This is a genomic window from Priestia sp. FW507-14D1A, from assembly GCF_058781295.1.
In genome coordinates, this window is record NZ_JBYSWQ010000010.1 from 40,155 (window position 1) to 52,436 (window position 12,282).

The following is a 12,282-nucleotide window of genomic DNA, read 5'->3' on the forward strand; positions in this document are numbered from 1 at the left end:
GGCAGCATAACGAATTGTATCTTCTAGGTCCTAAAAAGAAGTAAACAAAGGTAAATAAAAAAGAGAAGATTTTAACCTTCTCTTTTTACCACATATATTCTACAGTTTTAAAGTTAATTATTTAATTAACAACAGCTGTTATCCATTCCTACCAAAACAAATCCTGCACCTTGAGGACCTTCTTGAACATCAAGTGTAAGCCCTTGAGTTGTAGATAGTACTGTATTTTCAATAGCTACTTGAATACCGTTAATTTCTTGGACTGTATCATCCTCAGTAGGTTCGTCTAATGATAAACCGACTTGAGGTCCACAGCATCCAGCACCTTCAGAGTAAAAACGAATGCCTTTAGCTCCTTGTTCAGCGAATACATCTTCTAACATCTTTTTAGCTCCATCTGTGATATTCATCTAATCTCTCCCTATCTTCAATTATATTTATTGGTTAAGCTTCTGGAAATAAACGTTGAAGTGAAGCTTTCATTTCAGGTTTTACATTAATTTTAGCACGAGATGCTTTTGCTTTTTCTTCGGCTTCTGCAATGGAATCAGCTTCTCCAAGTGCTAACAGAGTTCCAATTGCAATCGTACCAGTACGATTACTTCCTCCTGCACAATGGAAGTAAATCTTCTTCCCTTCCTTGTACGATTTTATTACTTCATTAATTGCATTTTCAATAGATTCATCTTGGTTTTCTGCATCATCTACAATTGGCGTATGAACACGTACTTCTGGAGCATCATGTTCTAATGATTCTGCACGTAAGTCATAAATCACATCTACTTTATCATTTTTCATTATTTCTTTTACATCAGCTGCACCACCAATAAAAATACGATTGTCAATTAATGATTGATAATTTTTGTTATTCATGTTGTCCACCTCTATAATTTTAATGTCTGAATCATTATTAAAACAGGTTACTTCCCACTTTGAATTATTGAATATACTCTTTGACTTTTTCGTAACCGATTTTCTCTTCTGGTTGCCAGGGAATAATAGCACAATTAGATGTTAATTCATTCTTTATTTTCTTAATCCATGCTTTTTCAGCTTGTGATCTTCCCTTTAAAATAGCATCCTTTGTATCTGTTGCGTACAGACTTTGGTTGATAACCCACCATTTTGGCGTAATTTCAGCACGTTTCAAGTCTTCCTGAAGACGATTCGCTTCTAATACTGGCGTTGCTTCTGCAAGAGTTACAATAACTACACTCGTTTCTTTTGGATTACGTAAACGTGGCAGTAACGTTTTAACGCTTTCTGGAACCTCTCCTGTAGCTTTTTCCAATTCTTTATGATAAGACTCGCTAGCATCAAGTAAAAGCAACGTATGACCAGTTGGTGCTGTATCAATGACTACAATTTCATCATTTGACTTAGCTACCACATCCGCAAAAGCTCGAAACACAGCAATTTCTTCTGTACATGGTGAATTTAAGTCTTCTTGAATATAAGCAATGCCATCTTCATCAAGTTCCTCACTAGCTTTTGTAAGTACTTCTTTTTTATAAGCATCTACTTCAGCTTTAGGGTCAATTCGACTGATGCTTAGTAATTCCTTTGCTTCACTATTACTAAAAATAAAATCTAAATGGGCTGCAGGATCTGTGGTAGTTAAATGAACACGATGGCCTTTTTCAACTAGTCCTACTGCAATGGCAGATGCTACTGTTGTTTTACCAACACCGCCTTTACCCATTGTGAAAATAACTTTTGTTCCATTTTTAGAGAAGTCTTCTACAACATCTTTAAACTCGGTTAACTTTTCTGGAGAAAGCTCTACATTTTTAATTTCTGTTTCTGGTAATGTCTCTGATTTAAACAAACTACGTAAATGATTAATACCCGTTAAAGGGTAAGATACGTAAGGCACTGAATACATAACCATTTGTTGAAGTTCTTCTGGCACTTTCTTTAATGATTCTTGTTGTCGAGTATAAAAAGCAGTAGATATTTCATCGCCTTGTACATATTGACTTATTAACCCATTCACAATTAAGTTTTGATTTAAAATGCCAATATCTTTTAATTCTTTTGAAGCTCTATTTGCCTCTTCTAGAGAAGAAACATCGGGCCGAGCCACTAACATTAAAGTCGTCTGATCCGGATTTGATAAAGCTTCTACCGTTTTTGCGTATAAACCTCTCTTTTCATCTAGACCTGATAAAGGCCCTAAACAAGAAGCTCCATGTGTACTTTCATCTAAGAAACCAGTCCATGCACTTGGCAATTGTAACAAGCGAAGTGTATGCCCTGTTGGCGCTGTATCAAAAAGAATATAATCAAACTGGTTGACCATTTCTTCATTAGCAAGTAAATTTGTAAACTCATCAAATGCAGCAATCTCTACCGTACAAGCTCCAGATAATTGTTCTTCCATAGTAGAAACAACAGCATCAGGGAGTTTTCCACGATAAGGTCCTACGACTTTCTCACGGTATGTTTTTGCTGCTTCTTCAGGGTCCAGGTTACAAGCATATAAATTTTTCACCATCGGTATCTCAATTGGCTCGTTTCTCAAGTCAATTTCAAATACATCTTGTAAATTTGAAGCAGGATCTGTACTAACAATCAGTACTTTATGACCGTTATCTGCTAACGAAACAGCTACAGCACATGCTATGGATGTTTTGCCAACACCGCCTTTACCTGTAAAAAATAAAAAGGGTGTTTGAACCATTTTTTCGGGTTGAAAAGATTTGAACATTTCTTTTACCTCCCTATTTTGGATTATTAATATTTAATTTGATCGACATGCGTGGTTTTTCGCTCTTTAATTCTTCAGTTTTAACACCAAACCATTCAGCAAATTCTTCATTGGTTGGGTAGCTTCCAGTTTTCTCTACTTCACCATCCACTAATACCACTGGTAAAGCATCTGGACCTTTACTCATAAGAATCTTATTAACTGCTACTTGATCAACGAACTTATTTGGTTCGCTTGTTAAGTTATAACGTGTAATATCGAACCCTTTTTTCTCCAAGGCGAATACAGCTGAAGCCACCCTTGTTAATTCAGGATCAACACTAGGACCACAAACACCTGTTGAACAACACATAGCTGGATCAAAAATCTCTACTTTCTTCATAATTTCATCTCCCTTTATGTAGACTATACCTTTTTAAAAGTAGTTTATAATAATATACTTATATAAAAGATAAAGGATATGCCGAGATAAACTCTCCCGGCTATTTAATTTTAATGATTATTTACCTGTTTCAGCAAAACGGTGAATACGCTCTCCGATTTCATCACGTACACGTTGGAAGAATGCCCATTTCTCTTCATCTGTTCCTTCTGCTTTTGCTGGATCATCAAATCCCCAGTGTTCACGTTTTACATGAGGAGGCGTTACTGGGCAGTGATCTGCTGCGTGACCACATAACGTGACGACTAAATCCGCATTATTTAAAATTTCAGGATCAATAACATCAGATGTTTGATTCGAAATATCAATGCCTGCTTCTTTCATCGCTTTGACAGCATTGGGGTTTAGCCCATGTGCTTCCAGACCTGCACTGCGTACATCCCATTCTTCATTATTTAGATGTTTTTTTGCCCAACCTTCTGCCATTTGGCTACGGCAAGAGTTACCTGTACATAAGAAATAAAGTGTTTTTTTAGACATGTGTCAAATCTCCTTTAGAAATGTTATGAAATAATAAGTAACCAAATATATAAACCAACAAGTGTAATAAACAGTGTTGGAATGGTTAAAATGATACCTGTTTTGAAATAGGTTCCCCATGAGATTTTCACGCCTTTTGTAGAAAGAACATGAAGCCATAAGAGTGTGGCAAGAGAACCGATTGGCGTAATTTTCGGACCTAAATCTGATCCAATAACATTGGCGTAAATAAGTGCTTCTTTAATCGTCCCTGTTGTATGTGTTGCGTCTATCGCAAGGGCATCAATCATAACGGTTGGCATATTGTTCATGATGGATGAAAGAATGGCTGCAATAAATCCCATGCCAATGGTTGCTGCAAACAGGCCTTGATCGGCTGTTGCTTGAATCACATCGGCTAGCACTTCTGTTAGACCAACATTACGTAAACCGTATACCACGACATACATACCGATGGAGAAAAAGACAATGGCCCACGGTGCTCCTTTTAATACTGTTTTTGTTTCCACTGCTGGACTTGTTCTTGCTATTCCTAAGAAGAAAACAGCAATAATTCCTGCAATGAGAGATACCGGAATATCGAAAAATTCACCAACAAAGTAACCAAGGACTAGAATAACGAGTACTATCCCAGATAATCGGAACATCTTTTCATCTTTAATCGCATCGACTGGTTTCTGTAAATCCGCAACATTGTACTTCTTAGGAATACTTTTGCGGAAGTATAGATATAAAACAATAATGCTTGAGAAGAGTGCGAACAAATCTGGCACAATCATACGTGATGCAAACTCAGAAAATCGAATACCAAAAAAATCAGCTGATACGATATTAACTAAGTTACTAACCACAAGTGGTAATGACGTTGTATCTGCAATAAATCCACTTGCAATTATAAATGGAAAGACCATTTTATCTTCAAACTTTAATGCGCGAACCATTGCCAGTACAATCGGCGTTAAAATTAAGGCTGCTCCATCATTCGCAAATAAGGCTGCAACAACGGCTCCAAGTAGCGAAACATATACAAACATACGAACACCATTGCCACCTGCAGCTCTTGCCATATGCAATGCTGCCCATTCAAAGAAACCAATTTCATCTAAAATTAAGGAAATAATAATAACTGCGATAAATGTGAGGGTCGCATTCCATACGATGCTTGTTACATCCAGAACATCTTGAAAATCAACGACTCCTGCCAGCAAAGCCAGGACGGCTCCCCCACAGGCTGACCAACCTATAGATAGGTTTTTAGGTTGCCAAATAACAAAAACTAATGTCACTAAAAAGATCAGTGACGCCAGGACAACTGATGTCAATTTTTAAACCTCCAATTACTCACAACAACTAATACGTAAGCCTTGTTTTTCTAATTCAGTTAAACGTTCATCTTGACTTGGTAATGAAGCAAGCAAACTGATTATAAAATCGTGATTTTCATGTGCTTCGTTAAGAGAATAAAAAATCCATTGTCCTTTTCGTTTTTCCTTCACTAAACCAATATCTTTTAACTTGCGTAAATGCTGACTAATGGATGGCTGACTAGCCTTGTAGATCTCTACTAATTCGCAAACACAGCATTCATTTGTTTGTAAAAGCTTCATCATTGATAGGCGCGTTTTATCACCCAACAATTTTAGAATTTGAGCTGCTTTTTCAATTTCAACTACTGTTTTCACACCCACGTACATACACCTCCTAGTTAACTAGAATTAATATATAATAATTTGCTTATATGTTTATGTGTATTAATATACTTGCTTTTTAAAACATTTACAACCCTTTTGATTAAATAAGTTAGATCAGTCCCATCTTGTTATCATGCACCCATCTAACTGTTCACTTATATATAAAGAAATTTATGTAATAATTAACCCTCACATCAACTTCTACTTATATGTGAAAAATCCCCCAAGATTATTCCTTAGAGGATTTTACGAATTATTTAAGGATTTTCTCCATTGCCATCACATCTACATGCTGATCGTCTAATATTCCTTGTTCATAAAAAACGCCAACTTCTCGAAACCCCAAACTACGGTATAGTTTCTGACCTGCTTCATTAAAAGGAAAAGTCGAGAGAACTAGCTTATGAAAATTATTTTTCTTTGCGATAATTTCTAAGGTGTGCAATAAAGCTTTTCCAATCCCCTTTCCTCGACTCTCACGTTGAATATAGACGGATACATCAGCTACGCCATTATATGCACAACGATGAGAATAGGGATTTAAAGAAGCCCATCCGACTATTTCTCCTTCTCTTTCGGCCACAATAACCTCATACCGATCATTGCGATGATACAACCATTCTTTTATGTAAGGCAAATCCTTTACATCTTCCTCTAAAGTAGCAATTCTGTCTTCAATTCCTTCGTTATAAATACTTAAAACTTGTGGTAAATCCTCTTCTTTCATGATTCGAACATTCATAAAACTCCCCCTATCTTAAGTCTTTAATTATTATATCAATTTTTTTTGATGTATTAATTGATTTCTGTAATTTTTTTGATATGATTAATACATCAAGAAATTTTGATTCATTCAATGTGAGGTTAAAATATGAGAATTAACAATTCAGAAAACCTATCTGTAGAGTATTTTCATGCTTATTTCCGATTAGTCGTCAATACACAAAATATAGACAAAAACGAAGCTAAAACCCTTATATTCAAACGTTTTTTTCATGATGATCCAATGTTACGCAGAAAAACTACGTATACAAATTTTGAAAAAGCATACAATACATGTACCTATTAAATCAAAAAAAGTTGATTAAGGAGAAGAGTAATGGATACAGTAAAAGATATGAAGCAAACATTTGAACAATACGAACAAAAGTTTAAAGCTCTTGCGGATCAAAAAAGACTAGAAATTATGCATGAGCTTTGTCAACGAGGTCAAACATGTGTGTGTGATTTAACTGAATTCTTTGGTATATCCCAGTCAAAACTATCCTATCACTTGAAGATTTTATTGGATGCTAACTTGATTACAAAAGAAAAAAAGGGAACTTGGAATTACTATGATCTAAACAACGAAGAGCTAAATCATTCATTGTCTGAGGAGCTACGTTGTTTATTTAAAAATGAAAAAGGATAATTTTATCCTTATTTTTTACCGGATATATCAATTTTTTTTGATTTAACGTAGTGCTTATATTACTAAGGAGGAATTTTAAATGAAATATGTTCATGTAGGAATTAACGTAACGAATTTAGACCAATCGATTGAGTTCTATCAAAAGGTATTTGGCATAAAACCTGAGAAGATAAAAGAAGACTATGCGAAATTTCTATTAGATGAACCAGGACTTAACTTTACTCTAAACGTACGTGATGAGGTAAACGGGAACCAAGTCAACCACTTTGGATTCCAAGTTAATGATGCAGAAGAAGTAATTGCTCATAAAGAACGATTAGAGAAAGAAGGATTCTTTGCTCGTGAGGAGATGGATACAACTTGTTGTTATGCTGTTCAAGATAAATTTTGGGTAACAGATCCGGACGGAAATGAATGGGAATTCTTTTACACTAAAGCAAATAGTGATGTTCATAAAATCAGCTCCAATGTAGGGCCAAATGAAAAAGCCCCTAAAACTTGTTGTTAAATGAAAAGCCTGCCTCTTCAAGGAGACAGGCTTTTTTTGAATCTCTAACATGTTCTTCTACTTCGGAAATCGTATAAAGATATAATAGCTGTTAAAGGAGTAACTTTAGAATATAGTAGAAGACCATTGCAATAATCCCGGCTCCTGGTAAAGTAACTACCCATGATAGAATAATTTCCTTAATAACTCCGAAATTCATTGCTTTTCGTCCATTCTTTAATCCAGCTCCAATAATAGAAGAAGTACTTACGTGGGTTGTAGAAGCTGGTAATCCAAATTGACTCGATGCCATAACTAATGAGGTGGTAGTGAACACTGCTGATAAGGAGCTATTTTCATCTAATTTGGTCACTTTTTTTGCTAACAATTCTGTGACTGGCAGCCCTTTAATTAAGCTCCCTAGGCTCATTGCTACCGTGACTAAAATGAAGAATGAAAATGGTAAGGTATTGCTTTGTTCTGAGGAACCATTTAACACTGAGACTAGTAAAGCAATGGCTACAATTTTTGGCGTATCATTGACTGATCGAACAAAACAAATTAAGCCACTAGATATCCACGCAATACCTTTTCCTACTTGTGGATTAATTTTAATTTTGTCTATAAATAAATTAAGTAACCAAGCTATACATAAACCTAATACAGGACTAAGAAGTAATGGTAAAACAAATTTACTTCCAAGATTCCCCCATAAAACACTAGATACCCCCTGTGAAATACATGCAACTAGAATGACTGCTCCGATAATGGCATGAGTTGTAGAAACAGGTAACGAGAATTTAGTGGCAAGTGCTACCCAAAGAGTTGCTCCTAAAGCCATAGCTAAAGCCATAATGCCTGTAAGTTGATAGTCTGGATTCATTAAACCTGCAGTAAATAAACCAACTAATTTAGAAGCAAGAAAAAAGGAACATACTCCTCCAATTGCTGTCATGATAACACCATATATAATAGCTGTTAACGCACTCGCATAGCCAGAAGCTACTAACGAGGACACACCTTTAGAAACATCGTTTCCTCCATTTTCTGCAGCTAACCATGCGACAACACATAACCCTATAAACGTTAAAAAGGAACTTGTAGGAACAAGATTCATTAGTACAAAGAAGCTTGTCGTTACAATTGAGATGATTAAGCCTGTTAGAGGGTTCGTTCCAAAATTTAATTTCTTTCTTATCCTTGGTTGAATTACTATATCTTCACTTATCTTTTGATTTTGCATCTCTTTCTTCAATCCCCTTCATTATGATATAGTCTGTTACCTTTGAAGAATTTTATCTCTCTATTTAGAAGCCAATGTTTTATTTATATATAGGTCTTATTATGAATAAGGAGCCAGCAAGCTGGCTCCTTATCGCTTAGTTAATTTCTTTTATCACTAATTCTAGATGAGGTTTAGTTGCAAAGCTTATTAAGTTCCCGTTTACAACTACAGCTGGTGTTACATATTTAAGGATTGTATCCTCACTTATATGCTGAAATCCTCTTTGTTTAATTAATTCGCTGAGTTTTTTCTGAGCCATTACGCGATCCATTGAAATATCATAATTATAAAGATGCACATTTACCGATTTATCAAAGTGCTCTTTTAATTGCTCTTTTAATTCAAGGCTTTCTTCATAAAAGCTTTGACTATCTTCACAGCAATCAGTTTCTACTTCCAAATTAGAATCTGTATCACAACAATCTCCTTGAACATTTGGTACACTTGGGAAAATTTCGATTAAATCGCTTGATTTCATTTATATCTCCTCCTTACATTACTTCGTATAAACGATGAACTGGTTTTGGTGGTAATGGACTAAAGCACTCATTGTATGTTTCAGTCCAATTCGTTCTAAATTCTTGATTTAAAGCTCCAATGGCATCTGCTACAACTAGATTTAAGATGGCTGGAGATGCTTCAATACGGATATTTAAAACAACTCTTAGTTGTTTTGCATTTTTGACATTTTCCTCCGTAAACGTTGGTTCATCGCCTGTATGAACCATACTCGCCTTTACATATCCATTTTCAAGTCCTACATGTACTTTTAAATGTGCAATGGCCATTTTTTCTCTTATAAAGTGGGCATTTAATTTATCTAGGAAGCTTTTAGCCCACTGACGTGGATCTACGTCTTGATCAGAGTTTAAATCACCCAAAATATTCATCCAAGCTAATTGAGCTTCTCCCTCTGCATAGCGTTCGTAATCGATATCAAGTACTTTATCTCCACCTAAATCTGTTGTTAACCAAGTTTCTGTCAGAACATCAAGGTTATCTCCTCTTTCTGCGGAAATTGTTTGAATGACCGTTTGTGGATAACGTTGTTGTAAATAGTTATATAATTTTTCAACTTCCTCAGAAGAATAGCGATCTAATTTGTTTAACGTAATGATATCTGCTTCAGCCAACTGTTTTTCAAAGATATAGCTGACTGATTGTGAAAAAGAAGGTCTTGTTTCATCTGTGGCATTTAACTCATGCATTAATCTAGCTGGATCTACAACAATTGTTAAAGGCGCAGTCTTAAACTGCTCTGAATAATACTGTTTTAAAGGCTGGATTACAGTAGCAGCTAAATCTGTACAACTTCCTACAGCTTCTGCAATGATGACATCTGGTTGTTTTTCCTCTAATAAATCAGTTAAATTCTCATATAAGTCTTCAAATTGACAGCAGAAACAACCGCCTGTTACTTCTTTTGTATCTAAACCATTTTTGCGAGCTAGCTCAGTATCAATTAACTCTTTCCCTTGGTCATTTGTTACAATGGCTACACGATAACCTTGCTCCTCAAGTTTTAAAGCAGAATTAATCATTGTAGTTGTCTTACCAGCTCCTAAAAATCCTCCAAGTAACACTAATTTTGCAGTTTTCATTTTCATTCCCCCTGATTATTTACTCTTCTTCATGAAGTATTTTATAAATGAAGGCAGCGCTAATGGCACCTAATACAGTGGCTATTAGGTAGATCCATAGCGTACTAACTGTACCTGATACGATTGCAGGTCCAAATGATCGAGCAGGATTCATTGAGGCCCCACTAATTGGACCACCAAACATGGCTTCTAAAGCTACAGTTGCTCCTATTGCCATGCCAGCAAATGCTTTGACGGCTTTACCATGTACAGCTGATGTTAAAATCACCATCATGAGTACAAATGTCATAACGAATTCTAAAATAAAGCTTTGGGTCCAAGAACCACTAGGCAGAGTAGCTCCCAAGTTCGCTACGTCCCCAAACATAAGTAATAACGTGAGGCTTGAGGCGGAAGCTGCGATTAATTGAGTGAAAAGGTATAGTGTAGCTTCTCTTTTGTTGATTTCACCAAGAAATAGAAAAGCGAGTGTGACTGCTGGATTGAAGTGAGCTCCTGAGATATGTCCAAATGAATAAATTAAAGCCAATACAACCAAACCAAATGTGAAGGCTACTCCAACATGAGTTAGACTCTTTGTAAGGGAGTCGACGACAATTGCTCCTGTCCCTGCAAAAACAAGAAAATAGGTTCCAATAAACTCTGCTATCAGTTTCTTCTTTGTTTCTGCGTAAGGGTCTATCTTTGGCAAGACATGCGTTTGGCCAACAGGAGCTGCTACCATAGATTTCTCAGCCACTAGTTATTCCTCCTTAACATTTCAAGCAGCATCGCTTAAAGATGCCCTCTTCAGCTGGTGTTAACATTTCAAAATAAAGCTCGTCCAATTGAGGATCTGGATGTTTCCAATCGTAGTGAAATTCATGTTCTTCTAAATCTAAGGCTTTAATAGAGTCTTTATTTAATAATGGGGAACCTTTATACAAATATAGTCTTGTTTCATATTGAATTGGATCTACTATATTTCCTAGTTGATTATCCTCTACAAAAGTTCTGAATGTCGTAAGGTCTTCAAATTTCGTCCACGGATTAAACATGATAAACGTTGGATTCAACTTGATATCAATCTCTCTTAAGTAGGCAATTGCTTCCTCAATATCTGAAACAGTAGTATCCTTAGCAACCGCATCAAGTACTTCTTCAGATGGGAATTCTAATGCTGAGGTAATAAATTTGACTCCTAGGTTCTTCATTTCTAAAAGAGTTTCTTTATTTTCTAAGATGTGATCTACGCGAGTGGTAAAATCATATGTTAAGTCAGGAAATTCTTCGTGAAGTTTACGTAAAATTTTGATTCCATGATATTTTGCATTAAAGAAATCTGCATCAATGAATGTAAGGTGAGTCATTCCCCCTGCAACTAAATTTCGAATATCTGTTAACACTATATCCTCTGGAACTAAAATGACTTTGCCGTCGTATGCTGCAAATACTGAACAGTATAAGCATTTGTGGTGACAGCCTCTTGCAATTTCAGTAGAGCCTACAACTTCTTCCGATCCTAAAATATGATTAATTTGCTTTTGAGGGTATTTATACAATGGTGGTAATAAATCTCGTGAAGGTATGTCTAGGTGATTACGTGCCATGTAAGGATGTATGGGTTCTCCTTTTATCGCTTGCTCTGCACTTAATAAGCCTGGGATATTTTCTTGTACATCGCCAGAAAGATGTTTAGCTAATAGGGTTAATGGGTGCTCCCACTCCCCACAAATACAGGAGTTACTATACTTTCCAGCTAAACGATTAGCGTTAATCGTGGCATGTTGTCCAAAAAAGGTTATGTGGGCTTCTGGGTTAAGATCTGCGGCCCGTTTTGCGATCTCGATTCCAGCATGCACTGCATCAAATAACGGAACGGAAATTGCGATTAAATCTTTATCAGAAAACTTTTCTTCCACTATGCCTTCAACGTAAGTATCTAAAATTGAAACGTTAAAACCTGCTTTAATTAAAGGAGTGGCTGCTGTAGCAATAGTATTTGGTTGAAAGCCACCTTCAAAATTTGAAACTAGTAAAATATTCATTAATTAATCCCCCTAATTTCTTCTTATGGCCAAGCTGGATCTGTCATCATGATAATAGTAGCTGTTGCCATCGTAGCTTTCATAAACCACATTTTACATTTCAATTTCATTTTAATTTTAATTTCCTATTATTAGAGTATTTTTAAGT

General features: G+C 35.8%; 15 protein-coding genes. 2 read left to right on the forward strand and 13 right to left on the reverse strand.

The annotated features are described in order from the left end of the window. Nucleotides 1-125: 125 nt before the first annotated feature. The 8 genes from AC3WJG_RS23900 to AC3WJG_RS23935 form a co-directional block, all read right to left on the reverse strand. Nucleotides 126-410 carry a HesB/IscA family protein gene (locus AC3WJG_RS23900; RefSeq protein ID WP_047751966.1) on the reverse strand — a complete coding sequence of 95 codons (285 nt, stop codon included), beginning with the start codon at nucleotides 408-410 and terminating at the stop codon, nucleotides 126-128. A gap of 34 nt (nucleotides 411-444) precedes the next feature. Then, nucleotides 445-873 (reverse strand): protein-tyrosine phosphatase family protein, encoded by a 429-nt coding sequence (locus AC3WJG_RS23905; protein ID WP_221816180.1) that lies wholly within the window; start codon nucleotides 871-873, stop codon nucleotides 445-447. Nucleotides 874-937: 64 nt separating this feature from the next. Then, nucleotides 938-2,710, reverse strand: a complete 1,773-nt coding sequence (arsA, locus tag AC3WJG_RS23910) for an arsenical pump-driving ATPase (protein WP_492588660.1) — start codon at nucleotides 2,708-2,710, stop codon at nucleotides 938-940. 13 nt (nucleotides 2,711-2,723) lie between these two features. Continuing rightward, entirely contained in the window at nucleotides 2,724-3,092 is a 369-nt protein-coding gene (gene arsD, locus AC3WJG_RS23915; RefSeq protein WP_047751969.1) for an arsenite efflux transporter metallochaperone ArsD, read from the reverse strand. Between the two features lie 117 nt (nucleotides 3,093-3,209). After that, nucleotides 3,210-3,632: an arsenate reductase (thioredoxin) gene (gene arsC, locus AC3WJG_RS23920; RefSeq protein WP_047751970.1), complete on the reverse strand. Its 423-nt coding sequence runs from the start codon at nucleotides 3,630-3,632 to the stop codon at nucleotides 3,210-3,212. A gap of 23 nt (nucleotides 3,633-3,655) precedes the next feature. Further along, the gene (locus AC3WJG_RS23925) at nucleotides 3,656-4,954 is read right to left on the reverse strand and encodes an arsenical efflux pump membrane protein ArsB (RefSeq protein ID WP_047751971.1); all 1,299 of its coding nucleotides are present in this window, start codon (nucleotides 4,952-4,954) and stop codon (nucleotides 3,656-3,658) included. Between the two features lie 15 nt (nucleotides 4,955-4,969). Then, nucleotides 4,970-5,320, reverse strand: coding sequence for an ArsR/SmtB family transcription factor (locus tag AC3WJG_RS23930; RefSeq protein ID WP_195694661.1), 351 nt, complete (start codon nucleotides 5,318-5,320; stop codon nucleotides 4,970-4,972). Between the two features lie 256 nt (nucleotides 5,321-5,576). Next, nucleotides 5,577-6,065 (reverse strand): arsinothricin resistance N-acetyltransferase ArsN1 family A, encoded by a 489-nt coding sequence (locus tag AC3WJG_RS23935; RefSeq protein WP_195694660.1) that lies wholly within the window; start codon nucleotides 6,063-6,065, stop codon nucleotides 5,577-5,579. Nucleotides 6,066-6,440: 375 nt separating this feature from the next. On the opposite strand from AC3WJG_RS23935, the gene AC3WJG_RS23940 reads away from it, so the two are divergent. After that, nucleotides 6,441-6,734 (forward strand): ArsR/SmtB family transcription factor, encoded by a 294-nt coding sequence (locus AC3WJG_RS23940; protein ID WP_228307884.1) that lies wholly within the window; start codon nucleotides 6,441-6,443, stop codon nucleotides 6,732-6,734. Between the two features lie 79 nt (nucleotides 6,735-6,813). After that, nucleotides 6,814-7,242: an ArsI/CadI family heavy metal resistance metalloenzyme gene (locus tag AC3WJG_RS23945; RefSeq protein ID WP_047751976.1), complete on the forward strand. Its 429-nt coding sequence runs from the start codon at nucleotides 6,814-6,816 to the stop codon at nucleotides 7,240-7,242. A gap of 91 nt (nucleotides 7,243-7,333) precedes the next feature. On the opposite strand, the gene AC3WJG_RS23950 is transcribed toward AC3WJG_RS23945, so the two are convergent. The 5 genes from AC3WJG_RS23950 to arsL all read right to left on the reverse strand — a co-directional run bounded on the left by AC3WJG_RS23950 (nucleotide 7,334) and on the right by arsL (nucleotide 12,134). Beyond that, nucleotides 7,334-8,464 carry an inorganic phosphate transporter gene (locus tag AC3WJG_RS23950; protein ID WP_221816178.1) on the reverse strand — a complete coding sequence of 377 codons (1,131 nt, stop codon included), beginning with the start codon at nucleotides 8,462-8,464 and terminating at the stop codon, nucleotides 7,334-7,336. Between the two features lie 136 nt (nucleotides 8,465-8,600). Next, nucleotides 8,601-8,984, reverse strand: a complete 384-nt coding sequence (gene vcpD / locus AC3WJG_RS23955; RefSeq protein ID WP_047751978.1) for an ArsD-related vicinal cysteine protein VcpD — start codon at nucleotides 8,982-8,984, stop codon at nucleotides 8,601-8,603. Nucleotides 8,985-8,997: 13 nt separating this feature from the next. After that, nucleotides 8,998-10,107 carry a GTP-binding protein gene (locus AC3WJG_RS23960; protein WP_221816177.1) on the reverse strand — a complete coding sequence of 370 codons (1,110 nt, stop codon included), beginning with the start codon at nucleotides 10,105-10,107 and terminating at the stop codon, nucleotides 8,998-9,000. Nucleotides 10,108-10,126: 19 nt separating this feature from the next. Then, entirely contained in the window at nucleotides 10,127-10,846 is a 720-nt protein-coding gene (locus tag AC3WJG_RS23965; RefSeq protein ID WP_243405974.1) for an aquaporin, read from the reverse strand. 13 nt (nucleotides 10,847-10,859) lie between these two features. Then, on the reverse strand, nucleotides 10,860-12,134 hold the full coding sequence (gene arsL / locus AC3WJG_RS23970; protein ID WP_492588663.1) for an arsinothricin biosynthesis radical SAM protein ArsL: 1,275 nt from the start codon (nucleotides 12,132-12,134) through the stop codon (nucleotides 10,860-10,862). Nucleotides 12,135-12,282: the final 148 nt, after the last annotated feature.